This is a genomic window from Rhizorhabdus sp. GW822-FHT03C02, assembly GCF_058801765.1.
This window is the reverse complement of sequence record NZ_JBXANN010000009.1, coordinates 178,890-202,060: the sequence shown is the minus strand read 5'-3', so window position 1 is coordinate 202,060 and position 23,171 is coordinate 178,890. Positions and strand designations below refer to the sequence as shown.

The following is a 23,171-nucleotide window of genomic DNA, read 5'->3' as shown; positions in this document are numbered from 1 at the left end:
CCGTTGAGCTGGTCGACCATCGTGTTGATCGTGTTCTTCAGCTCGAGGATCTCGCCCTTCACGTCGACCGTGATCTTCTTGGAAAGATCGCCACGCGCCACCGCGGTGGTGACGTCGGCGATGTTGCGGACCTGGCTGGTGAGGTTGGTCGCCATCGCGTTGACGTTGTCGGTCAGATCCTTCCACGTGCCGGCGACGCCCTGGACATTGGCCTGACCGCCGAGCTTGCCCTCGGTGCCGACCTCGCGCGCGACGCGGGTCACTTCGGAGGCGAACGAGCCGAGCTGGGCGACCATCGTGTTGACGACATTGCCGATCCGCAGGAATTCGCCGCGCAGGGGCCGGCCGTCGATCTCGACGGTCATGCTCTGCGACAGGTCGCCCTTGGCGACCGCGCCGATCACGCGCGCGACCTCGGTGGTCGGCTGGACCATGTCCTCGATCAGGTCGTTGACCGCGCGGATCGCGGTTTCCCAGCCGCCGGTCGCCGACGGCACCCGCCCGCGCTGGTTGATCTTGCCTTCCTTGCCGACCACCGTCGACAGCCGCTCGAACTCGCCGGTCAGCTCCTGGTTGAGCCCGACCACCTCGTTGAACAGGCTGGCGATCTCGGCGTCGAAGCCGGGCAGATCCTCGGGCAGGCGCACGCTGAAATCGCCGCGGCGCAGGCTGCGGAGCGCGGAGACGAGTTGACGGCGGTCGATGAAGTCGCGGGACGCGTCGGCATTCACGGTCGGATCTCCAGAATCCTTCCGCCTTTGGTAAAGGCGGCCCCCCGCCCTTGTGCGCTACAGAGCACACAAGCAGCCGGGCGGCAAGATGGTGAAATCGGCGCACACCGGTCGTTACGGCACATGATATTTGCGCACCGCTGCCACCGCGCGAAACCAACGGTCACGGCACGGGTTGAGGCCCTCAGAAAAACGAGAGGGTGCGACGATGAAGCGGCGATATATGGGTGCGGCCATGGTGGCGATCGGCGTGATCGCGGCGCCGGCACAGGCGATCACCCGCGCCGAGATCGCGACGATGATCAAGGGTATCGACGATCATTTCGTCTGCCCCGAGGCGCTCGCCACCGATGCCGAACGCCAGGCCAGCGTCTCCGCCTTCTCGCACCAGCTCGCGGCGCGGCACATCGCCTATGCCCAGGCGAAGACGATCATGGGCTTCATGCTGACCCGCCATGGCTGCCGCACCGTGGTGACCGATCCCGATCCGGTCGTCGCCGAGGCGCCGGCGCAGACCGAGGCGAAACCGGTGACGATCGCCGCCGCCGATCCGCAATAGGCCTTAAATCCTCCCCATCGCAGATGGGGAGGGGGACCGGCGAAGCCGGTGGAGGGGTGGTGCAGGACCTCGCCAATGCCGCTGGCCTCACGGTCGGAAAACCCCTCCACCGCTACGCGGTCCCCCTCCCCATCGCAGATGGGGAGGATAAAGAGCTACCGATCCGCGGTCAGCGTCGCGTGGACCCCGGCGCGGCCGGTATCGAATTCGAGCGACGACTTCAGCGTCGCCGCCATCGCGCCGATCAGCCGCGAACCCAGGCCGGTGCCGCGGACCTCGCCGCCCGGCGGCATGCCGACCCCGTCATCCTCGACCCTCAGCGCGAAGCGGTCCTCACCCTCGGCGCGCAGCACCACCCGCACCTCGCCGCCGCAATCGCCGCCATAGGCATATTTGCAGGCGTTGGTGACGAGTTCGGTGACGATGATCCCGACCGCGACCGCCTTGTCGGTCGACAGGTTGACCGGCTCGGCGATCAGCCGGATGTCGCGCGGGGCGTCGGGGGTCGACCAGGTCGCGCGCACTTCGGCGAGCAGCGAGTCGAGATATTCGGCCATCTCGACATGCTCGACGCTGGCCGAGGTGTAGAGCCTTTTGTGGACCTGGGCGATCGCGCCGATCCGGCGCTGGGTGTCGGCGAGCGCGGCGCGCGCCGCCTCATTCTCGATCGCGCGCGACTGCAGGCTGACGAAGGCCGAAACCAGCTGGAGGCTGTTGGCGACGCGGTGATTGACCTCCTGCAGCAGCATCTGCAGCCGTTCGTTGCTCTCGCGCAGGTCGGCCTCGACCCGTTCCTTGTCGCGCCGCAGCCGGCCGGTGGCGAGCGCCTGCGCGATCGACTGGCCGAGCAGGTGGAAATAATCCTCGTTCACGGTCTTCACGACATAGTCGATCGCGCCGGCCTTGAGCGCCGCGACCGCCAGCCGGCTCTCGTCCGATCCGGTGACGTAGATGACCGGCGGCGGCACCGGCAGCGCGTGGAGCGCCGCCATCGTCTCGAGCCCGTCCTGGCCCGGCATGAAATGGTCGACCGCGACCAGATCGAACGGCTCGGCGGCGGCCAGCGCGATACCCTCGGCGCCGTTTGCGGCAAGCGCGACGCGGTAGCCCTGACGCTCGAGCGCACGGCGCGTCAGTCGCCGCAGGCCCTCGTCATCGTCGATATAGAGGATCGATGGGACCGGTTCGGTCATCAATGCTCGGCGACGTCCGGAACCTGGATCACCGACAGGAACAGGCCGAGCTGGCGGATCGCGTCGGCGAAGCTCTCATAATTCACCGGCTTGGTGATGTAGACGTTGCAGCCCAGATCGTAGCAGCGCTGGATCTCGACCTTGTCGTCGGTGGTGGTCAGCACGACGACCGGGGCGCGCTTGAGCGGGCCGTCGCCCTTGATCTTCGCCAGGATGTCGGTGCCGCTCATGTCGGGCAGGTTGAGGTCGAGCAGGATCAGCGCCGGCCCGTTCTTCGCCGGGCCGGTCGGGTCCTCATAGAGGAAATGCAGCGCCGAGGTGCCGTCGAGGAAATGGTGGATCGGGTTCGAGATGCCCGCCCGGCGGATATTCTTCTCGATCAGCCGGGCATGACCCTCGTCATCCTCGATCATCACGATATTGACGGCCTGTGTGGCGTTCATGCGTCGCTTCCCTCGTCCTTGGTCTTCTCGCCGGCGAAATGCACCGGCAGGTTGACCCGAAATGTGGCACCCTTGTCCAGTTCGGACTCGACACCGATCGTCCCGCCCAGCCGATAGGCCAAAGCGCGGACATGCGCGAGCCCGATCCCCTCGCCCGGCTGGTCCTGCATCCCCGAGCGGCGGAACAGGTCGAACACCCGTTCATGATCGCGCGGTTCGATGCCCCGGCCATTGTCCTTGACCGCGACGATCGCCCGGCCATGGGCGATGCTGCCCGAAATGTCGATCTCGCCCGGGCGGCCGGGTTTGAGATATTTGATCGCATTCTCGACGAGGTTCGACAGGATCTGGTCGATCGCCAGCCGGTCGCTGGTGAGCACCGGCATCGACGGCGCGATCCGCACCACCACCCCGAGCTCGTCGATGCGGTGCTGGAGATTGTCGACCACCCCGCGCGCGACCACCCCCATGTCGAGCCGCTCGGGGGTGATGGTGCGCCGGCCCTCGCGCGACAGCCGCAGGATCGCGTTGATCAGCCGGTCCATCTTCTGGGTCGAGGTGCGGATGAAGCCGATCGATTCGGGCAGATCCTCCTTGACCGCCAGCCGCGCCTCGGCGGTGACGAGGTCGGGCGCCTGCTCGTCGGCCTTCTCGATCAGCGCGGCGAGCGGCTTGATCGAGGCGTCGAGTTCGGCGGTGAAGCCCATCACGTTGACCAGCGGCGAGCGCAGGTCGTGCGAGACGATATAGGCGAAGCGCTGGATCTCGTCATTGGCGCGCTGGAGATCGGTGGTGCGTTCGACCACGGCGAGTTCGAGATTGTCGTTGAGCAGCTGGAGCTGATCGCCCGACGCCTTCAATTCCTGGGTGTAGCGGCGGATCACCCAGACCGATCCGAAGCCGACAAAGGCGACCAATACGCCGCTGATCGCGAGCACGACGAAGAAGATGCGGATGCTCTCGCGCTGGGCCGCGGTGCGGATGTCGAGCAGCCGCACCTCCTCGGCGAGCATGCGGTTGGCGAGCGTCTGGACCTGGCTGGCGGTCGCCTGGCGCTCGCGCTCGGTATCGGCCGACTGGATCGTGCCCGCGAGCAGCGAGGCGGCGAACATCGAATCCACCTTTTTCGCCAGCACGCGCAGCCGTGCGACGTTGCGCTGCTGGAGCGGATTGTCGACGGTCAGCCGGCCGACCTCGTCGATCGCGCGGAAGAAGCGCGCCGAGGCATCGGCATAGGTGGCGCCGCTGTCGCCGGCGATCCGCAGCACCTCGCCGCGCCGCGCGCTGCGCATCTCCTCGAGCGTCAGCCGGATCGCCATCACCTGGCGTTCGACCTGGTGGGTATGATCGACCCATTGCGCCTGGTCCTGCCCGCGCAGCAGCACCGTCGCCGCGAACAGCCCGGCGGCGAGCACCGCCGCGAACCCCAGGGTGATGAGCAGCAGCACCGTCCGCCCGAACTGCCGCTCGCCCCGACGTTCCCGTATCGCTTCATTCGCCATGCGGCGGGGATAGTGGGGCGTGCCGCCGCTGCCAAGTGCACTCGTGGACATCTCCGCCGGCCATATGCGATTCCTATGCGAACGCCCGGCCCCGCGTCTCGAATAGCTATGCCGCGGCCCGTAGATCGTCCGCCGAGGAGGATCGGTCATGTATCAGGATGCGGACGGATTTCGGCGTGCGGACCCGCCGACGCGGCAGGTCCGGGCCAGGCGGCCGATCGTCGCCGATCTGCTGATCCGCCTCACCGGCCTCGCGGCGGTCGCGCTGGCGGCGGCGATCGCCTTCTGGCTCCGGCGCGCGGTGCCGGGCGAAGCCGATCTCGGCCGGTCGCTCGCGGCAGCGATCGCCTTCCTGAGCGCGAGCCTGGGCAGCGGGCTGCTGGTGATGGGCCGCCATCTGCGCGACCCGGTGATGCTGTCGGACCGGTGGCGGCCGCGGGGGTGACGAGCACCGAAACCCGCCGTCGCCGCGGCGGAGGCCGGGGCCGCGCAAGGTGAAAATGTCTCGTGATCCGCAGGCGCCAGCGAAACCGTAGCGTTCCTGCCTTGGGCGGCCCCGGCCTCCGCCGGGGCGACGGGCTATTTCGGCAGAAACCAGGCATCGAAGCGCCAAAACATATGGAAAACATATACGGCCGCCGTCCCGCGCGGCTCGCAAACAAATGCCATCGTCGCCCAATGACGTCGGCCGGGCGCCATGCGCTCCGGCGGTAAGCAGGAGCGTGACGCGGCATGGACATGGGCACGAAGATCGACGGGGCGGCCGATCATGGCCCGCGCGAATCCTTCGGGGCGCTCGCGCTCGGATCGATCGGGGTGGTGTTCGGCGACATCGGCACCTCGCCGCTCTATTCGCTCAAGGAAAGCTTCGTCGGCCATCATCCGCTGACGGTCGATCCGCCGCATATCTTCGGCGTGCTCAGCCTCGTCTTCTGGACGATGATGCTGATCGTCACCCTCAAATATGTGCTGATCGTGCTGCGCGCCGACAATCGCGGCGAAGGCGGCAGCCTGGCGCTGCTGGCGCTGATCTCGCGCCGGACCGAGGGATCGCGCTGGGGGCCGCTGCTGGTGATCATGGGGGTGATCGCGACCGCGCTCTTCTATGGCGATGCGATCATCACCCCCGCCATTTCGGTGCTGTCGGCGGTCGAGGGGCTGAGCGTCGTCAATGACGGTTTCGCCGCCTGGGTGCTGCCGATCGCGGTCGCGATCCTGATCGGGCTGTTCGCGATCCAGTCGCACGGCACCAGCCGGGTCGGGATCGTCTTCGGGCCGGTGATGCTGCTCTATTTCGCGGTGATCGCCGCGATCGGCGCGCTGGCGCTCGCCCGCAATCCGGCGATCCTCGCCGCGCTCAACCCGTGGTGGGCGGTCAATTTCTTCCTGCTCGATCCGCGCACCGCCTTCCTCGCGCTGGGATCGGTGGTGCTCGCGGTGACCGGGGCCGAGGCGCTCTATGCCGATATGGGCCATTTCGGGCGGCGGCCGATCTCGGCGTCCTGGCTCTATCTGGTGTTCCCCTGCCTGATGCTCAACTATCTGGGCCAGGGCGCGCTGCTGCTCGGCGATCCCGCCGCCGCCCAGAACCCATTCTTTCTGATGGTGTCCGAGGGGTGGCGGCTGCCGCTGGTGATCCTGGCGACGCTGGCGACGATCATCGCCAGCCAGGCGGTGATCACCGGCGCCTTTTCGGTCACCCGCCAGGCGGTCCAGCTCGGCTTCCTGCCACGGGTGCGGATCAGCCATACCAGCGCGACCGCGGCGGGGCAGATCTACGTGCCCATCGTCAACTGGGCGCTGCTAATACTGGTGGTGCTGCTGACGCTGGGCTTCCGCAGTTCGAGCAACCTTGCCGCCGCCTATGGCATCGCGGTGACCGGCACGATGTTCATCACCGCCTGCATGGTCGGCGTGCTCGCCTTCTCGGTGTGGCGCTGGAACCCCTGGCTCGCCGGGGCCGCGACCGCTATGTTCCTGGCGGTCGACGGCGCCTATTTCGCGTCGAACATGACCAAGATCCCCGATGGCGGCTGGTTCCCGCTGGTGGTCGCAGGCGTCGCCTTCACCCTGCTCACCACCTGGGCGACCGGCCGCCGGCTGATGCGCGCGCGGCTGCAGGAGGGGACGATGCCGGTCGCGCTGTTCATCGCCTCGACCGCGAAGCTGCAGCGGGTGAGCGGCACCGCGGCGTTCATGTCGGCCTCGGCCGAGGGCGTGCCGCCCGCCCTGCTCCACAATGTGAAGCACAACCGCATCCTCCACGACCGCAACGTCCTGCTGACGATCGCGGTCGCCGACGTGCCGGCGATCGATAACGAGCGCCGCGCCGAGGTCGAGCCGCTCGGGCCCGGCTTCTTCCGGCTGACGCTCCATTATGGCTTCATGGAGGAGATCGACGTCCCGCGCGACCTCGCCGCGGTGACGATGTGCGGCGAGCCGTTCCGCCCCGCCGACACCAGCTTCTTCCTCGGCCGTCAGACGCTGATCGCGACCGCGCGCCCGGGCATGGCGATCTGGCGCGAGAAGCTGTTCGCCTGGATGCTTCGCAATTCGGAATCGGCGATGGAATTCTTCAGGCTGCCGACCAACCGCGTCGTCGAACTCGGCAGCCAGGTCGAGATTTGAGGTCTTTGAGCCGACGGCTTTGATGGCGGCCGGCCTTACCCGATTCCGTCATTCCGGCGGAGGCCGGAATCTCATGAGAATCTGGCGCGCCCTTGCCTCCTGAGATCCCGGCCTCCGCCGGGATGACGGCGACAGCCGAAAAATTCACCGCCCGCCGGGCTTGGGCAGTTCGTCGCGGGTGATGCCGCCGTCGCCATTGACGTCGAGCATCTTGAAGCGCTTCTCGGCGGCCTGCGAGAATTCGAGCTTGCTGACCCCACGGTCCATGTTGGTGTCGGCATAGACGACCGGCTCGGGCAGCGGCAGATAGCCGAACCGCCCTGCCCCCAGCCGGTCGGGATAGGGCGCCGGGGTGACGTTGCCGTCATTGTCGACCTTGACCTTCGACGGCGCGCCATAGGTGTTGGGCGCCTTGACCTCGGGGGCGATCACCTCCTCGTAGCGCTCGATCTCGATCGGGCCGATATCCCCGTCCTTGTCGCTGTCGAGAAAGACGAAGAAGCGGAAGGCGTCGGCCTTGAACTCTTCGAGCGTCAGGCTGCCATTGCCGTCGGCATCGGCCTGCCGGTACCAATGTTCGGCCCCCGACAGATCGTCCTTCGAATGGAAGGGCTCGCCCATCGGGCTGATGAAGTCCTTGCCGCCGGGCAGCGGCTTGGTGTCGACCGGCGTGCGGCCGGTGACGGTGATCTCCTCGGGCGCCGGAGCGGCCGGCGGGGCGGCCGGCTGCGCGGCCAACGGGCTGTGCGCCGGCGTCGTCGATTTCACCCCGGGCAGCGAGATTTGCGGCAGGCCGCCGTTCGCCGTCGTCGGCGCGCGCTGCCCGAGCGCCTGCGCGTCGGCGGCGCCGGTGCCGGCCAGGCCGAGGAGAAGCGCGGCCATTGCCGACGAACGAAGCTGCATCGATGATCCCTTCTGTGTCACCCGACCGATGACGGATGAGCATGAGCGCCGGCTGAACGAAACGAACATGCCCCGCCGCATCGGTCGGGGACGGCCCCGCGTCAAGCCCCGCGCGACGTCCCTGCGACGAGCAGTTCGGCGATCTGCACCGCGTTGAGCGCGGCGCCCTTCAACAGCTGGTCGCCCGAGACGAACAGCGCGATCGAGCGGCCGCTGGGATCGCCGATGTCGCGGCGGATGCGGCCGACCAGCACGTCGTCGGCGCCGCTCGCCTCCGACGGCATCGGAAAATGGTTGGCGGCGCGGTCGTCGACCAGCGTCACCCCCGGCGCGTCGGCGAGCAGGGCGCGCGCTTCCTCGACCGCGACGACCTCGTCGAACTCGACGGTCAGCGCGATCGAATGCGCGCGCAGCACCGGCACCCGCACGCAGGTCATGCCGATCGCCAGATCGGGGGTGCCGAGGATGCGGCGGGTCTCGGCGATCGCCTTCAATTCCTCGCCATTATAGCCGGTCTCGGGATCGACATCGGCATTATGGCTGAACAGGTTGAACGCATAAGGGTGCGGCAGCACCTTGGGTTCGAAGGTGCGGCCCTCGAGCGCGGCGGCGGTCGCCTGGCGCAGTTCCTCCATCGCCGCGGCGCCCGCGCCCGATGCCGACTGGTAGGTCGCGGCCTGGACCCGGCGGATCGGGTGCGCGCGGTGGAGCGGCGCCAGCGCCATCGTCATGATCGCGGCGACGCAATTGGGGTTGGCGACGATGCCGCGATGGCCGGCCAGCGTGTCGCCATTGACCTCGGGCACGACCAGCGGCACGTCGGCGTCCATCCGGAAAGCCGAGCTGTTGTCGACGACCACCGCGCCGGCATCGATCGCGGCCTGGGCGAAGCGGCGCGAGATGGTGGCGCCGGCCGAGAACAGGGCGATGTCGACCCCGGCGAAGCTCGCCTCGGTCAGTTCCTCGACGACCAGATCGCGCCCGTCGAACGCCAGCGTCTGGCCCGCCGAGCGCGCCGACGCGAGCAGCCGGACCTCGCCGACCGCGAAGCCGCGCTTTTCGAGGCAGCGGAGCAGTTCGACCCCGACCGCGCCGGTGGCGCCGACGATCGCGACGGTCGATCCGGTGGCGGCCTGGCCTTGCGCAGATCGTTCGAGTTCGCTGAGCATCAAATATTTCCTTCCTGATGGTTCGGGAAGGCGGGGATGCCTGATCGGTCGGCCCCGTCCGTTCCCGGCGGGGCTCCCTGGTTATGCCGCGGCGATCACCACGCGCACCAGGAAACGCCCGCGCCCGCGGTCGTTTTGGTAATGCGCTTGATAATGATCGTTGCCGACATGAGCGGGCCGATATCAGCGGCGTGCGGACGGGGCAAGGATAGAGATGGTTGAGGCCGACGTAGCGCGGCTTGGCACCTCCCTCCTCACGGACCTTTAGGCATCAGGCTGGCCTTCTTGAACCAGTCGAAGGCGGAAGGCCGCGCACTCCTGCGCCCGTTTCGTGAACTCTCCAGGAAACTTCATCACGGCGGCTTCTATGGTGTAATCAAGAAGACCTAGCTTGTTAAGCTTAGTGAAACCGCTCTGAACATCCCCACTTATAACAAGTCGAGAAATCGCTTCGACAGTACCGTAACGGCTTCGCATTCCGATAAACGCCGTGGGATGGTAAGCCTTCTGAGCGGAAACCTTTATCGTTTCGTCAATAAATGCTTCGAGTTCGGCATTTGCCATATCGCCTCCCATGATTTCCACCATGCATAAGGGAAATCTGGTTTGAATGCGATATATCCGACGGCAAAACTCACGCGAGACTCGTCGATAAGCTCGCGGGCTTTGTGGCCGCGTGATTCCGCCCCGGAACCCTTGCGCCCGCCACCGGTTGGAGCGCGATCAGATAAAGGAGAGGATGTCATGGCCTATACCGAGCAGAGCCCGCCACCCGCCCCATCAAGCACTGGCGCCGATCGCGGCAATACGACGATCATCGAACGCGGATCGAGCAGCGGCACGATCCTGATCGCGGTGGTGCTGCTGATCGCGGTGCTGATCGGCGGCTTCTACCTGTTCTCGCGCCAGTCGTCGCAGAACGCCAAGGACAGTGCAGTCGCGGGAGCGGCCAAGAGTGTCGGCTCGGCCGCCGACAAGGTCGGCGACGCCGCGACCGGCGACACGTCGAAATGATGTGAAGCGCTGATCCTCCCCATCTGCGATGGGGAGGATCAGGAGCCTCAGGCGTCCTGCAGCTTGTCCTGGGTCTTCGTCAGGAAGTCGCTCGCGGCGTGGCGCTCGTGGAGCTGTTCGAACGGCTCGCCGCTGGTGCGGTTGACCATGCGGCCGCGCTGGACGCCGGGCCGGGCGGCGACCGCTTCGGTCCAGCGCTGGAGATGGGCGTAGCTCTGGACGTCGAGAAATTCGCCTGCGGTGCCATAGGTCTTGCCCTGCACGAGCTGGCCATACCAGGGCCAGATCGCGATGTCGGCGATCGAATAGGCGTCGCCCGCGACATATTCATTCTCGGCGAGACGCCGGTCGAGCACGTCGAGCTGGCGCTTGACCTCCATCGCATAGCGATCGATCGCATATTCGATCTTGGTCGGGGCATAGGCATAGAAATGGCCGAAGCCGCCGCCGAGGAACGGCGCGCTGCCCATCTGCCAGAACAGCCAGGACAGGGTCTCGGCCCGCGCCGACGGATCGGTCGGCAGGAAGGCGCCGAACTTCTCGGCGAGGTGGACGAGGATCGCGCCCGATTCGAACACCCGGATCGGCGCCGGACCGCTGCGGTCGAGCAGCGCCGGGATCTTCGAATTGGGGTTCACCCCGACGAAACCGCTGCCGAACTGGTCGCCTTCGCCGATCCGGATCAGCCAGGCGTCATATTCGGCGCCCGTGTGGCCGGCCTCGAGCAGCTCCTCGAACAGGATAGTGACCTTCACCCCGTTGGGGGTGCCCAGCGAATAAAGCTGGAACGGATGATCGCCGACCGGTAGTTCCTTGTCGTGGGTCGCGCCCGAGATCGGCCGGTTGATATTGGCGAAGGTGCCGCCATTGGCCTTGTCCCAAGTCCAGACCTTGGGCGGAACATAATCGGTGGTGTCGGTCATCGGAACGCTCCGGCAGGCAGGTCCCCGGACGGGGACGGGATGGAAGACAGGCGAGATGCCCGCGCCGCGCATTTCGCGAGCGGCCCGACGCTTTTCAAGATGTCGGCCGGACAAGTTTCGCGGGCTTGCCCGCCGCTTGAGATTTACTCATGAGAGCAGTCCCACCCTGTCGAACATGTCCGGATCGAGCCGCCTCACCATGATCACGCTCTTCACCCCCTCGGGGGTCCGCCTGCGCGAGCATTCGACCCGGCCGGGGCCGCTCAACTGGCTGCTGCTGCCCGGCGGCCCCGGTATCGGATCGGAAAGCCTCGCCGGCCTTGCCGATATCTTGGCGGTGCCGGGCACGATCTGGCTGGTCGACCTGCCCGGCGACGGATCGAACCGGGCGCCGCCGGGCGCGGACGAGGATATGTACGCGGCCTGGCCGCAGGTGCTGATCGAGGCCGCGCAGGCGGTGCCCGATGCGGTGTTCGTCGGCCACTCGACCGGCGGCATGTATCTGCTGGCGACCCCGGCGCTCGAAGCCGATGTCCGCGGCATCGCGCTGCTCGACACCGCCCCCGATGCGGACTGGCATCCGCGTTTCGTCGCGATGAGCCAAGCGCATCCGCTGCCCGAGGTCGAGGCGGCGATGGCGGTCTACGAGGCCGACCGGCGCGACGCCAACATCGCCGCGGTCGCGGTGGCCTCGGCCGAATGGAACTTCACCCCCGCCGGGCTGGAGGCCGGGCGCGCGCTGCTCGCGGCGATGCCGTACAACAGCGCGGCGGTCGACTGGTCCGACGCCCATTTCGACCATGTCTATCGGGCAGCGTGGTGGCCGACGGCGATGCCGGTGCTGCGGCTGGCCGGCGCCGACGACCGTATCGTCTGGCAGGGCGGCTGGGACGACGCCCGCTTCGCCACCCCGAACCGGATCGACGCGATCATCCCGGCGGCGGGGCATTTCCCGTGGATCGAGAATCCCCAGGCGGTCGCGGCGGCCTTTACGGCGCTCGCGGACGCGATCGGTTAGAGCTTGTCTGGAATGCGCCTATCGGCGCATGCCGCCTCTAAAATGCGCTCTTCCGCGCATTTTCAGAAAAGCCGGTTACAACTTGTGACATGATATGATCGCTCGCGCGGCGTTCGGCCCTTGCGCGCATGCGCGACCGACATATGCTAAAGCGATGTTCAGTCACGCCGTCCGCTATCTGTCGCCGCTTGCCATCGCCGCGACGCGCCTGCCGGGGCTGGCCGGTCCTGCCCTGATGCTGCCCGCCATGGTCCTCGGCACCGCGAGCGCCCAGGCGCAGGCGGTCGATCCGCCCTATCGCTACACCGTCCGGCCCGGCGACACGCTGATCACGCTGGCGCGGGTCTATATGAACGCTCCGTCGGACTATCTGACGGTGCAGAAGCTCAACCAGGTCCGCGATCCGCGTTCGCTGCCGACCGGCAGCACCCTGCTGATCCCGATCGCCCTGCTCAAGGCCGAACCGATCACCGGCGAGATCGCCTCGTTCCGCGGCGCGGTGACGGTGGACGACAAGCCGGCCGCGGTCGGCATGAAGGTCGGCCAGGGCCAGCGGGTCGGCACCGGCGCCAATGCTTTCGTCACCCTGCGCCTGCCCGACGCCAGCACGATCTCGCTGCCGTCGCAGAGCCGCATCCTCGTCGACAAGCTGCGCCGCATCCTGCTGTCGGGCGGCCTCGACCGCAATTTCCGGCTCGAGGCGGGCCGTTCGCGCTCGAGCGTCACGCCGATGAAGGATCCGGCGAGCACCTTCCGGGTGACCACCCCGCTGTCGGTGTCGGCGGTGCGCGGCACCGATTTCCGGGTCGCGCTCGATCCGGCCGGCGACAAGGCGATGACCGAGGTCGTCGGCGGCACCGTCGCGGTCGCCCCCGACATGGTGAAACCCGAGACGTCGGTCCCGAAGGCGTTCGGCATCATCGGCAGCGCGGAAGGGATCGGCAAGCCGATCGCGCTGCTGACGCCGCCGCAGCTCGAGAAGATCGAAAAGACCGCGACCGGGGCGGCGATCAGCATGAAGCCGGTCGACGGCGCCAAGAGCTATCGCACCCAGCTCGCCAGCGACGTCAACTTCACCGACATTTTCGACGAGACCGTCACCGACACCCCGGCGACCAGCTTCACCTTGCCCGACGGCGCGAAATTCTTCGTCCGCCTGACCGCAATCGCGACCTCGGGGCTCGAAGGCCTGCCCGCGACCTATGCCCCGGGCGCCCCGCCGATCCCGGCGAGCACGCCGTCGACGCTGACCCCGCCGGCGCCGCCATCGGTGTCCTCGGCGGCGGGGTGACCCGGGAGCGGTGAAGGCGCGATGACCAAAGCCGGTTCATGGCTGGCGGCGCCGCTGCTGGCCATCGTCGCAAGCGCGCAGGCCGCCGCCGCGGACTGCCCGCCCTTCCCGCCGCCCGCCGCCGACCTGCCCGGCGGTGCCTTCGCATCGACGATGATGGGGCGCCTCCGGCAACATGCCCCGCCGCGCCGGCATCAGCCGATCCCCGACGGGCCGCGCGATACGGTGGTGATCTCGCTCGAACGCGGGCAATGCTTTGGCACCTGCCCCGCCTATAAGGTCGAGCTGCGCGGCAATGGCGATGTCCGCTTTCATGGCGGCGCCCATGTCACCGTCCCCGGCGATCACCGGCGCAAGATCGGCCCCGATGCGATAGCCTGTCTTCTGGACGATTTCCGGTCGGCCGATTTCTGGTCGCTCGATCCCGAATATGCCGCCCCGGTCACCGATCTGCCCGTTTATCGGGTGACCCTGTCGATCGGCGGCCAGACCCGGTCGATCATCGACTATGCCGGGCAGATGGTCGGGATGCCGGCGGCGATCACCGCGCTCGAAGCGGCGATCGACCACACCGCCGGCAGCGATCTGTGGGTCCGTGGCAATGCGGAGACGATCGCCGCGCTGGACGCCGAGCATTTCAACTTCAGTGGCAAGGAGGCCGGCGCGGTGCTGGCCGGAGCGATCGAACGGGCGCCCGAGCAACTCGCGCTGGCACTGATCGCCCGGCATGTCCCGCTCGACGGGCCACCCGCCGACGGCGGCCCCGATGAGGGCATCGCGGCCGGCCTGTCGCCGACCGAGCTTGCCGCCGGGCTGGGCCATATGGCGACGCTGCGGGCGCTGATCGATGCCGGAACCTTCGCGCGGGGCGGCACCGCCCTCGTCTCCGCCGCGCTGCGCGCCTCGGTCGGTTCGCAGCAAGCCGCCATGGTCGCCGAAATCCTCAAATATCATCCCGACGTGAACGCCCGGGATCGCGGCGGCAACACCGCGCTGCTGCTGATCATCACCGGTGCCCATCCGCATTATGGCGAAAAGGATGCCCCCGACGAGGATCTCGCGATCATCGACCTGCTGATCAAGGCGGGCGCCGATCCCGATATCGCCGATCGTCGAGGACAGACCGTCCTGCACCAGGTGAACGATCCCGCCATGGCGCGCGCCTTCATCGCGCATGGCGCGAAGCTCAAGGTGCGCGACGCCGACGGCAATACGCCGTTGCTCGCGACCTTCAGCGAGGATGTCGCGATCGCCCTGCTGGAAGCCGGCGCCGATCCGACGGCGCGCAACAACGGTGGGCATGATTTCGCCGCTTTCGCCCGGACGAAGCGCTGGCCCAGGGCGCTGGCGGCAGCGAAGGCGCGCCGTCAATAGATCGGATCGGTGCCGTCGCCGAGATGGAGCTGTCCCGCCCGGACCGTGAACCAGCGTGCCCGCCCGCCGCGTCGATCGACGACATGCCATTGCGGCTGCCCGTCGGTGGTCGAAAAGGACAGCAGGCGCGCATCGGGATCGACCTGGAATTCGAGTTCGGGAAGATGGCCGAACAGCCGGCACCGGGCGATGCGCCCCTCGCGCAGGCGATCGAAACCGGCCTCCCAAAGCGCCTCCTCGGACCAGCTCCCGCACAGGATCGCCTGCGCGTCCTCGATCCGCCAGCTCCCGCCGACGCCGACCGAGACTTCGCCTTCGGGATGCCCGGGCGACCCGTCGCGCTTCGCCCGCGGGGCGAGCGATCCGATTTCGATGAAGAGCGCCGATCCGTGACCGCGCCAAATATGGGACACGGCCATGCCGACAAGGCTGGCCGCGAGCGCCTCGAAGGCGGCCGATCCCATCGGCGTCATGCGTCGGACGTGATCAGGCAGACCAGATTTCGCACCGCGATCTCGAGTTCCTCCTCGTTGCACCAATATTTTCCGATCTCGCCATAGGTCGCATAGGGCGAAATGTTGAAGCCGTCCTCGATATCATTGTACCACATCACCCACCGGCCGAGAAGCCGCCGCCCTCGTCGCCCCAGGGTGTCAGCGTCCATTTTTCGGGCGGGATCGCGGCCCTTTTCCACAGACGCCGCTCGCTCTCGCGCATCGACGGCTGTGCCGTTTCGATCATGGCGAGTATCCCGTCCAGGGTTTCGGGCTTCCACATCATCGGGTCGGTTCCTCAGCCGAACATGTCCCGGCTTCATGCGACGATAAGCCCGGGCGGCAAAGGGACATTTCGGCGATGCCAGGCGCCGCGGACGACCGAGAATGGCAGGCCGATACCCCTATCCTACCCCGCTGCCGGTTTCGGCGGATCGGGCATGATCATCGGATCGCGTTTCCGCTCATGTTCCGGAATGTCCTGGCGGGGGACGAGGTTGGTCACCCACATCGGATGACCCTGCGCGGTCAGGACGATGTCGACGACGCGCAAGGGGTCGTCGCCGGTTTCGACCCAGCCGGCGCCGAGGCAGCGGTCGCAGATCTCGCGCACGCAGCGGAAGCTGACCAGATCGATCTCGCGGTTCCACTGGCCATGGCCGCTGCAGACCGGACAGCGCGCGTCGAGGCTGCCGTTGCGGGCGAGCAGCGGCACCAGGTCGAAGGCGTGCGGGCTGTCGGGCCCCGCGCAGGTGACGATATTGCTGGCGTGGCCCATGCTGTCTCCTCGAACGCCCAACGTGCGGACGCCATAACGGGTCCCGGCCGGTCGACGATGGCATAATAGGATCGCGGCGCGATCATAGCCCTCGACATGATTGACCCACCGGGTTCGACGTCCCATCTCCGTGCCGACGGCATGACGGAGACGGGACGATGGTGAGCGGACGCGAATTGCGATCGACGGTCGGCGAGGACGGAACGCTGCGGCTCACCCTCGAACAGGTCGCGCTCGAACCGCCCGCCGCCGACGAGATCATCGTCCGGGTCGAGGCAGCGCCGATCAACCCGAGCGACCTCGGCCTGCTGCTCGGCCCCGCCGATATCGGCTCGCTACAGGCAGGCGGCACCGCCGAGCGGCCGGCGCTCAGCTTCGCCGTGCCTGCGCAGCGGCTCGCCGGGGTGCGGGCGCGGATCGGCCAGTCGCTCGCGGTCGGCAATGAGGGCGCGGGCACGGTGATCGCCGCCGGCGCCGACGCCAGGGCGCTCGAAGGCAAGCGGGTCGGGATGATCGGCGGCGCGATGTTCGCCGATTATCGCAAGGCCCGCGCCCGCGAGGTCGTCGAACTGCCCGAGGGCGCGAGCGCCGCCGACGGCGCGTCGATGTTCGTCAATCCGCTGACCGCGCTCGGCTTCGTCGAGACGATGCGCCGCGAAGGCCACAAGGCGATCGTCCACACCGCCGCCGCGTCGAACCTCGGCCAGATGCTCCAGAAGCTCTGCCTCGCCGATGGCGTCGCGCTGGTGAACATCGTCCGATCGCCCGAACAGGCAGCGCTGCTGCGCGGGATCGGCGCGACCCATGTCCTCGACAGCAGCGAGGCCGATTTCCACGAGCGGCTGACCGACGCGATCGCCGAGACCGGCGCGACCATCGCCTTCGATGCGATCGGCGGCGGGACGATCGGCGGCGACATCCTCGCGGCGATGGAGCGCGCCGCGAGCCGCAGCATGGCGGCCTATAGCCGCTACGGATCGGACAGCTTCAAGCAGCTCTACATCTACGGTGCGCTCGACACCGCGCCGACCGTCCTCGATCGCAACGCGCTGGGGTTCCAGTGGAGCGCCTCGGGCTGGCTGGTCATGCCGTTCCTGCAGAAGGCCGGGCTGGAGGTCGGCCTGCGGCTGCGCCAGCGCGTGCTCGACGAGCTGACGACGACCTTCGCCTCGCGCTATACCCGCACGATCGGCCTCGCCGAGGCGCTCGATCCGGATGTGCTTCGCGCCTATCAGCGCAAGGCGACGGGGGAGAAATATCTGATCGACCCGACGCGGGGGTGATGTTCCGAAAGCCCATCGATCGGGTTTGACACCGGGGGCCTCTCAATTCCGTCATGCTGAACTTGTTTCAGCATCCACCGTGCCACAAGGGGCCGTTCCCGAGCGGAAGAGTGGATGCTGAAACAAGTTCAGCATGACGCAGAAAAGGTTGCGGCCTCGTTTTCCGTGCCCTCCCCGTCACGGCCCCTCGACGAACGGGTCGCTGCCCACCGGCAGCGGATCGTCGGCCGGGGCCGCGGCGAAGGCCGAGGCGGCGTGGTCGCCGAGCGCGGCGCGGACCATCGCCTGCCAGATGTCGGGATCGCCGGCGGCGGCCATCGCCGCGTCGGGTTCGCGCAACGTGCGCAGCACCGCGACCGCATCCCCCTGATAATCGGGCCAGGCGGCGTCGATCGCGGCCGAGGCCGAGCGGCTGTCGCCATGGGCGTTGGCGCTCAGCCGCTGCCCGGCGAGCACCCGCGCGATCCGTTCGACGGCGTTGCTATGAGAAATCGTCATGGCCGCTATCCTCCTCGCCTTTTCGCCCCGTCTTCTTCGCCCGCGTCTTCGCGTTACGCACTGATACTGGCTTGCGCCGCAGGCGCATCGCCTCAACGCCGTGGAGGCCCGGAAAGTTGCGGGATCGCAACAAATATGAGGGCGCGAGACGGCTCGGCTTAGTGTAAACAATTGTTAATTTGCACTTCGTCACACTCGGACTGGGGGCAGCTATGGTTAAAGCGTGGCGGGCAAGTTCAACGATATCGGGGGGAAAACGGGCTATGGGCGCGACCCAGCACGAAAGGGAGGACGGCGCGACGTCGTGCCGTCGGGTCTTCAATTGAACGCCCCCACCAGCTATCCCGTCAGTCCTATGCGTATAGCCGTACTCGACGATGACCCCGAAACCCTGAACTTCGTCGCCACGACGCTCCGCGATGCGGGGCACCATGTCTACGACTTCTCCACCGCGCGGGCGCTGTCCACGCGGCTGCGGCAGGACACGTTCGACCTGCTGGTGCTCGACTGGAACATGCCCGACAAGAGCGGGGTCGAAGTGCTGACGTGGATGAAGACCAATATGGAGCTTCCCGTCCCCTCGCTGATGCTCACCAACCGCAACAGCGACGAGGATATCGTCACCGGGCTCGATGCCGGCGCCGACGATTATGTGATCAAGCCGGCGACCGCGTCGGTGCTGCTGGCCCGGATCAACGCGATCCGCCGCCGCACCGCGCCGCGCGAACCCGGCGGCGGCAGCGAGACCTATGGTCCGTTCACCCTGCATCCCGCGCGCCAGATGGTGTCGGTCGAGGATGAGGAGATCACCCTGACCGCCAAGGAGTTCGAGCTGGCGGCGACGCTGTTCCGCAACCTCCACCGCCCGCTGTCGCGCAGCTATCTGCTCGAGGTGGTGTGGGGCCGCAATCCAGACCTGCCGACCCGCACCCTCGACGCGCATATCTCGCGGGTCCGCGCCAAGATCGGGCTGCGTCCCGAGCGCGGGTTCCGGCTGGTGCCGGTGTACAGCTATGGCTACCGGCTCGAAGTGCTCGAGCCGCTCGAGGGCGGCGCCGCCTGACCCCCAGGGTCGCCGTCTCATTGGCCGGCTCCGTGCGAGCCAGCAGCCTTCTTGGCCGGCTCCACAGGAGCCTTAAGGGCAGATGATGGAGCGGCTGGCGCGCAGGGCGACGGGAGGCGAAACGGGCGCGAACGGCCGCGGCCTGGTGCCGGTCGCGCCGGGCCGGCTCTATGCCGAATGGCTCGCGGTCGCGCTGGTCGCGACGCTGATGGTCACCCTATTCGTGACCGGAAGCTTCACCGCGCGGATCGACAATATCTTCTACGACCAGGTGCTGCGCGCCAATGCCCGGCCGACCCCCGACGACATCCTGATCGTCGCGATCGACGAGCGCAGCCTGCAGGCGATCGGCCGCTGGCCCTGGCCGCGCCGGGTCCATGCCCAGGCGATCGCGCACATGGCCGCCGCGCGCCCGCGCGCGATCGGTTACGACGTGCTGTTCACCGAGCATAACGCCGACGATACGGCGCTGGCCGCGGCGATCGCGCGCACCCCGACCTATCTGCCGCTGTCGATCGACGTCCCCGGCACGGATGGCGCGCCGTTCGACGCGGTGCTGCCGACCCCCGAGCTGGCGCGGGCGGCGGCGGGCATCGGCCATGTCAATATCGGCTTCGACGGCGACCGGGTGATCCGCCAGATCAGCCTCGAGGAGGGCGGCGGCGGCCGGCGCTGGATGCAGCTCGCCGCGCTGATGGGGGGCACGCGCTTCGGCACCGACATCTATGCCGACGATCCCGGGCTGTGGCAGGCGCGGCCGGTCCTGGTCCCCTATGGCGGCGCGGCGGGCCATATCCGCACCATGTCGTTCGTCGACATCTATGACGGGCGGGTGCCGCCCGAGCTGCTGCGCGGCCGCTATATCTTCGTCGGCGCCACCGCGACCGGCCTGGGCGACAGCTATCCGACCCCGACCTCGGGCCCGACCGGCCAGATGGCGGGGGTCGAGATCCAGGCGCATCTGCTCGACGGGTTGCTGCGCGGGATCCGGATCGCGCCGGCGACCGCGACCGCGCAGCTCGGGGTCGCGCTCACCGGGTTGTGGCTGCTGCTGGTGTCCTTCCTGTGGCTGAGCCCGCGCGCCACCGGCTATCTGGCGATCGCGCTGGTCGTGGTGGTGCTGCTGCTGACCGCGCTGCTGATGCGGTTCGGCCATGTCTGGCTGCCGCCGACCCCGGCGCTGCTCGGCATCGCCTTCGTCTATCCTTTGTGGGGCTGGCGCCGGCTCCAGGCGATCAGCGTCTATATGGTCGACGAGCTGAGCGCGCTCGGCCGCGAGCGCGACGATTTCCCCCAGGCGGTGCTGCCCTATGCCGCGCCGAGCGAGGTGACGCTGCAGGCGTCGCTGCTCCACCAGTCGATCGACCGGCTGCGCGATCTGCGGCGTTTCCTGTCGGATTCGATCGGCAAGCTGCCCGACGCGCTGTTCGTCACCGACACGATGGGGCGGATCCTGCTCGCCAATGCCCAGGCGAAGCGGCTCGCCGACCGGCTGGCGGTCGAGGCCGGCTTCGATGCCGATCTGCGTCCGCTGCTGGCGCTGCTCAAACGCCGCAACGGCACCGCCCTGCCCTCGCCCTTCGACGGCGAAGAGGGCGATGGCGCAAGCGAGATCGGCGAGACCGGCCGCGCCGAGGTGACGACCGCCGATGGCGACATGTTCGACCTGCGCTATGTCGCGCAGCGCGACGCCAGCGACCGTCATGTCGGCTGGCTGCTGCGGATCGTCGACATCACCCGGCTGCGCCGCGCCGAGCGCCAGCGCGAGGAAGCGCTGCAGTTCCTCAGCCACGACATGCGCGCGCCGCAATCGGCGATCCTGACGATGCTGCAGACCAGCAAGGACGTGCCGCGCGCGCTCGCCGCGCGGATCGAGGCGCAGGCGCGCCGTACCCTCGACCTCGCCGAGGATTTCGTCCAGCTCGCCCGCGCCGAGGCCAAGCCGGTCGAGATGGAGGAGGTCGACCTGTGCGACGTGCTGATCGATGCCGCCGACATCTTCTGGGCGCAGGCCAGGGAGCGCAATGTCCGCATCGTCACCCAGGAATGCGACGAGCCCGAACTGGTCCGCGGCAGCCGCGCGCTGCTGACCCGCGCGGTGATGAACCTGATCAGCAACGCGATCAAATATAGCGACGCCGGCGGCGAGGTCCGCTGCGGGCTGACGATCGACGGCGACCGGGTGCGGATCGAGATCGCCGACCGCGGCGTCGGCATGACCGCCGAGCAGCGCGCCGGTCTGTTCGACCGCTTCCGCAGCGGCCCGCGCGAAGGGATCGGCCTGGGCCTAGCGCTGGTCGACACGGTGGTGCGCCGCCATGGCGGGACGGTCGAGTGCGACAGCGAACAGGGCGTGGGGACGCGCTTCGCGATCGTACTGCCGCGGATTCCCGCCGGCGACTGATCCGCCCGCCTGTCGGATCGCGCCCTCCTCATCCGTCCTGTGACGACAGCAAAGGAGATATGCGATGCGCAAGCTGAGGGTCGGGACCTTCCTGTCGGTCGACGGGGTCATGCAGGCGCCGGGCGCGCCCGACGAGGATCGCAGCGGCGGTTTCGATCGCGGCGGCTGGGTGGTCCCCTATTTCGACGCGGCCGTCGACCGGGCGGTGGGCGAGCAGTTCGCGCGGCCCTATGCGCTGCTGCTCGGCCGCCGCACCTATGACATCTTCGCCGCGCATTGGCCGCGCGCCGAGGATGGCCCCGACGCGGCGCTGGCGCGGCAGTTCAACGCGACGACCAAATATGTCGCGACCCGATCGACGGCGCCGCTCGCCTGGCAGGGATCGATCGCGCTGCGCGATCCGGTCGCCGATGTCGCCCGGCTGAAGCAGGAGGATGGTCCCGACCTGCTGATCCAGGGCAGCGGCGTGCTGGTCCGCAGCCTGCTCGCCGCCGGGCTGGTCGACGAACTCACCCTGTTGACCTTCCCGGTGCTGCTGGGGCCGGGCAAGCGGCTGTTCGACGGTGAGGCGATGCCCTCGGCGCTGACGCTGGTCGGTTCGACGACCTCGCCGTCGGGGGTGGTGAGCGCCACCTACAGGCGCGGCGGCGCGGTCGAGACGGGATCCTTCGCGCTGTAATTGGCGCTGCAACGGGCCGCCATTTCGCCCATTCGCCCTTTCGCGAAGCTCTTGTCGCGCCCGCGAGCCGTGCCCGGCAGGACGATACGGGACAAGAGGCAAGCGAGTCGGGGCTTCGACGACGGCCATGGCGGCCGGCTTCGGCAGCGCCGCGCCGACAGCGAACCTCCCCTTCCCATCGAGCGGGGCGCACCGATCGACATCGGGGCGATGCCGGCCCGAAGGGCGCCCCGGGCGACCGCGACCTCGCCCGGGGTGTCCGCCATCGGCGGAGGGCAGGCAACGGGGTACGGACGAAGGAGGGTTTCGAATGACATGGCGTTTCGCGACGATGCTGCCGATCCTGGCGGCGCTCGGCGGATGCGGTGGCGGGGGAAGCGGCGTCGAGACCGGCGCGTCGACGCCGCCGCCGCCCAGCTACACCGCATTGGCCAATGCGACCGCCTCGACGCCGCTCGCAACCGGCGCGGCACGCTATGAATCGGTCCGGCTGAACAATGCCGCGACCCCGACCATCACCGGACAAGCCGCCAGCATCGAGATCAGCTATGACGCAGCGAGCCGGGTCTATCAGGTGCGCGGCGCACCGGCGAGCGGATCGACCGCGACGATCACCCAGAGTTTCGGGCCGGCCGACGTCTCGGCCAGCGTACCGGGAACCTATGAGCGGATCACCACAGCCAATGGCCGGACCGAGGTCGCGCGGCTGGTGACGGGTCCGGCGACCGGCTTCACCTATGCCAGCTATGGCGCATGGACGACGGGGGCGACCGAGGCTTCGGGCGACCAGCGTTTCGATACGCTCTATTTCAGCTATGGCATCCGCACCCAGGCGGCGGACATGCCGAAGACCGGATCGGCGAGCTACGCCCTGCAGCTCAGCGGCGACGGCGGCGGCGCGGCGGTGAGCGGCACCGGCAGCATCACCGCGAATTTCGCCGCCGGCACGATCGGGGCCACGCTGGCACCGACCTATATCTACGGCCCCAACCGCATCAGCAACTTCGCCAATCTGAGCGGCACCGGCACGATCGATTCGGCCAACAGCGCGTTCGCCGCCACGGTGGCGGGCGATGGCTATAGCGGCAGCCTCGGCGGCATCTTCTACGGCCCGCAGGCCGCCGAAGTCGGCGGCTCCTTCGTCCTGACCGCACCCAATGGCAGCGTGGCGGCGGTCGGCGCGCTGCTCGGCCGCAGGAACTGAGGCCAGGGACCGGCAAAGCG

General features: G+C 68.2%; 25 protein-coding genes. 12 read left to right on the top strand and 13 right to left on the bottom strand.

Features of this window, described 5'->3' with window-relative positions; all coding sequences use genetic code 11:
- Positions 1 to 731 (bottom strand): HAMP domain-containing protein (locus AC1RM6_RS21290; protein WP_493104895.1); only part of this gene is annotated, 731 nt, incomplete at its 3' end.
- Between the two features lie 208 nt (positions 732 to 939).
- On the opposite strand from AC1RM6_RS21290, the gene AC1RM6_RS21285 reads away from it, so the two are divergent.
- A complete protein-coding gene (locus AC1RM6_RS21285) occupies positions 940 to 1,290 on the top strand; it encodes a hypothetical protein (RefSeq protein ID WP_493104894.1) in 351 nt (116 codons plus the stop codon).
- Positions 1,291 to 1,445: 155 nt separating this feature from the next.
- Here the strand turns inward: AC1RM6_RS21285 and AC1RM6_RS21280 are convergent, their stop codons facing one another.
- Genes AC1RM6_RS21280 through AC1RM6_RS21270 form a run of 3 tightly spaced genes read right to left on the bottom strand, consistent with a single transcriptional unit; the run spans position 1,446 to position 4,428 of the window.
- Complete coding sequence (locus AC1RM6_RS21280; protein WP_493104892.1) at positions 1,446 to 2,483, bottom strand: sensor histidine kinase; 1,038 nt, start codon at positions 2,481 to 2,483, stop codon at positions 1,446 to 1,448.
- A complete protein-coding gene (locus AC1RM6_RS21275; protein ID WP_493104891.1) occupies positions 2,483 to 2,926 on the bottom strand; it encodes a response regulator in 444 nt (147 codons plus the stop codon). Before AC1RM6_RS21275 ends, AC1RM6_RS21280 begins: the two co-directional genes overlap by 1 nt.
- Entirely contained in the window at positions 2,923 to 4,428 is a 1,506-nt protein-coding gene (locus AC1RM6_RS21270) for a sensor histidine kinase (protein ID WP_493104889.1), read from the bottom strand. Before AC1RM6_RS21270 ends, AC1RM6_RS21275 begins: the two co-directional genes overlap by 4 nt.
- 148 nt (positions 4,429 to 4,576) lie before the next feature.
- Between AC1RM6_RS21270 and AC1RM6_RS21265 the strand changes: the two genes are divergently transcribed.
- Positions 4,577 to 4,873, top strand: a complete 297-nt coding sequence (locus AC1RM6_RS21265; RefSeq protein WP_493104887.1) for a hypothetical protein — start codon at positions 4,577 to 4,579, stop codon at positions 4,871 to 4,873.
- Between the two features lie 293 nt (positions 4,874 to 5,166).
- On the top strand, positions 5,167 to 7,056 hold the full coding sequence (locus AC1RM6_RS21260; protein WP_493104981.1) for a potassium transporter Kup: 1,890 nt from the start codon (positions 5,167 to 5,169) through the stop codon (positions 7,054 to 7,056).
- A 144-nt stretch (positions 7,057 to 7,200) separates the two neighbouring features.
- On the opposite strand, the gene AC1RM6_RS21255 is transcribed toward AC1RM6_RS21260, so the two are convergent.
- The 3 genes from AC1RM6_RS21255 to AC1RM6_RS21245 all read right to left on the bottom strand — a co-directional run bounded on the left by AC1RM6_RS21255 (position 7,201) and on the right by AC1RM6_RS21245 (position 9,692).
- On the bottom strand, positions 7,201 to 7,959 hold the full coding sequence (locus tag AC1RM6_RS21255; protein ID WP_493104885.1) for an EF-hand domain-containing protein: 759 nt from the start codon (positions 7,957 to 7,959) through the stop codon (positions 7,201 to 7,203).
- Positions 7,960 to 8,060: 101 nt separating this feature from the next.
- Positions 8,061 to 9,128, bottom strand: a complete 1,068-nt coding sequence (locus tag AC1RM6_RS21250) for an aspartate-semialdehyde dehydrogenase (protein ID WP_493104883.1) — start codon at positions 9,126 to 9,128, stop codon at positions 8,061 to 8,063.
- Positions 9,129 to 9,392: 264 nt separating this feature from the next.
- Positions 9,393 to 9,692, bottom strand: a complete 300-nt coding sequence (locus tag AC1RM6_RS21245; RefSeq protein ID WP_493104881.1) for a hypothetical protein — start codon at positions 9,690 to 9,692, stop codon at positions 9,393 to 9,395.
- A 180-nt stretch (positions 9,693 to 9,872) separates the two neighbouring features.
- On the opposite strand from AC1RM6_RS21245, the gene AC1RM6_RS21240 reads away from it, so the two are divergent.
- A complete protein-coding gene (locus AC1RM6_RS21240) occupies positions 9,873 to 10,142 on the top strand; it encodes a hypothetical protein (protein ID WP_493104880.1) in 270 nt (89 codons plus the stop codon).
- A 47-nt stretch (positions 10,143 to 10,189) separates the two neighbouring features.
- Here the strand turns inward: AC1RM6_RS21240 and yghU are convergent, their stop codons facing one another.
- Positions 10,190 to 11,065, bottom strand: coding sequence for a glutathione-dependent disulfide-bond oxidoreductase (gene yghU / locus AC1RM6_RS21235; RefSeq protein ID WP_493104878.1), 876 nt, complete (start codon positions 11,063 to 11,065; stop codon positions 10,190 to 10,192).
- Positions 11,066 to 11,264: 199 nt separating this feature from the next.
- Between yghU and AC1RM6_RS21230 the strand changes: the two genes are divergently transcribed.
- The 3 genes from AC1RM6_RS21230 to AC1RM6_RS21220 all read left to right on the top strand — a co-directional run bounded on the left by AC1RM6_RS21230 (position 11,265) and on the right by AC1RM6_RS21220 (position 14,748).
- Entirely contained in the window at positions 11,265 to 12,083 is an 819-nt protein-coding gene (locus AC1RM6_RS21230) for an alpha/beta fold hydrolase (RefSeq protein ID WP_493104876.1), read from the top strand.
- Positions 12,084 to 12,237: 154 nt separating this feature from the next.
- Positions 12,238 to 13,374, top strand: coding sequence for a FecR family protein (locus AC1RM6_RS21225; protein WP_493104874.1), 1,137 nt, complete (start codon positions 12,238 to 12,240; stop codon positions 13,372 to 13,374).
- 21 nt (positions 13,375 to 13,395) lie between these two features.
- Positions 13,396 to 14,748, top strand: a complete 1,353-nt coding sequence (locus tag AC1RM6_RS21220; RefSeq protein WP_493104872.1) for a DUF6438 domain-containing protein — start codon at positions 13,396 to 13,398, stop codon at positions 14,746 to 14,748.
- Here AC1RM6_RS21220 and AC1RM6_RS21215 read toward each other — a convergent pair.
- From AC1RM6_RS21215 to AC1RM6_RS21200, 4 genes are all read right to left on the bottom strand, one after another.
- Positions 14,742 to 15,221, bottom strand: coding sequence for a hypothetical protein (locus AC1RM6_RS21215; protein ID WP_493104870.1), 480 nt, complete (start codon positions 15,219 to 15,221; stop codon positions 14,742 to 14,744). The genes AC1RM6_RS21220 and AC1RM6_RS21215 overlap by 7 nt on opposite strands.
- Positions 15,218 to 15,358 carry a hypothetical protein gene (locus tag AC1RM6_RS21210; RefSeq protein WP_493104869.1) on the bottom strand — a complete coding sequence of 47 codons (141 nt, stop codon included), beginning with the start codon at positions 15,356 to 15,358 and terminating at the stop codon, positions 15,218 to 15,220. Before AC1RM6_RS21210 ends, AC1RM6_RS21215 begins: the two co-directional genes overlap by 4 nt.
- On the bottom strand, positions 15,358 to 15,489 hold the full coding sequence (locus AC1RM6_RS21205; protein WP_493104867.1) for a hypothetical protein: 132 nt from the start codon (positions 15,487 to 15,489) through the stop codon (positions 15,358 to 15,360). The genes AC1RM6_RS21210 and AC1RM6_RS21205 overlap by 1 nt, the downstream gene beginning before the upstream one ends.
- A gap of 162 nt (positions 15,490 to 15,651) precedes the next feature.
- Positions 15,652 to 16,020 (bottom strand): hypothetical protein, encoded by a 369-nt coding sequence (locus AC1RM6_RS21200; RefSeq protein ID WP_493104866.1) that lies wholly within the window; start codon positions 16,018 to 16,020, stop codon positions 15,652 to 15,654.
- Positions 16,021 to 16,178: 158 nt separating this feature from the next.
- Here AC1RM6_RS21200 and AC1RM6_RS21195 point away from each other — a divergent pair, with 158 nt between their 5' ends.
- Positions 16,179 to 17,303: a zinc-binding dehydrogenase gene (locus AC1RM6_RS21195; RefSeq protein ID WP_493104864.1), complete on the top strand. Its 1,125-nt coding sequence runs from the start codon at positions 16,179 to 16,181 to the stop codon at positions 17,301 to 17,303.
- A gap of 177 nt (positions 17,304 to 17,480) precedes the next feature.
- Here AC1RM6_RS21195 and AC1RM6_RS21190 read toward each other — a convergent pair whose 3' ends face one another.
- On the bottom strand, positions 17,481 to 17,801 hold the full coding sequence (locus AC1RM6_RS21190; RefSeq protein WP_493104863.1) for a hypothetical protein: 321 nt from the start codon (positions 17,799 to 17,801) through the stop codon (positions 17,481 to 17,483).
- A 355-nt stretch (positions 17,802 to 18,156) separates the two neighbouring features.
- Here AC1RM6_RS21190 and AC1RM6_RS21185 point away from each other — a divergent pair, with 355 nt between their 5' ends.
- The 4 genes from AC1RM6_RS21185 (at position 18,157) to AC1RM6_RS21170 (ending at position 23,151) form a co-directional block, all read left to right on the top strand.
- Positions 18,157 to 18,864 (top strand): response regulator transcription factor, encoded by a 708-nt coding sequence (locus AC1RM6_RS21185; protein ID WP_493104861.1) that lies wholly within the window; start codon positions 18,157 to 18,159, stop codon positions 18,862 to 18,864.
- A gap of 82 nt (positions 18,865 to 18,946) precedes the next feature.
- Positions 18,947 to 21,268 carry a CHASE2 domain-containing protein gene (locus AC1RM6_RS21180; RefSeq protein ID WP_493104859.1) on the top strand — a complete coding sequence of 774 codons (2,322 nt, stop codon included), beginning with the start codon at positions 18,947 to 18,949 and terminating at the stop codon, positions 21,266 to 21,268.
- 64 nt (positions 21,269 to 21,332) lie between these two features.
- Positions 21,333 to 21,947, top strand: a complete 615-nt coding sequence (locus tag AC1RM6_RS21175; RefSeq protein ID WP_493104857.1) for a dihydrofolate reductase family protein — start codon at positions 21,333 to 21,335, stop codon at positions 21,945 to 21,947.
- A 310-nt stretch (positions 21,948 to 22,257) separates the two neighbouring features.
- Positions 22,258 to 23,151 carry a transferrin-binding protein-like solute binding protein gene (locus AC1RM6_RS21170; protein ID WP_493104855.1) on the top strand — a complete coding sequence of 298 codons (894 nt, stop codon included), beginning with the start codon at positions 22,258 to 22,260 and terminating at the stop codon, positions 23,149 to 23,151.
- The last annotated feature ends 20 nt before the right edge of the window (positions 23,152 to 23,171 follow it).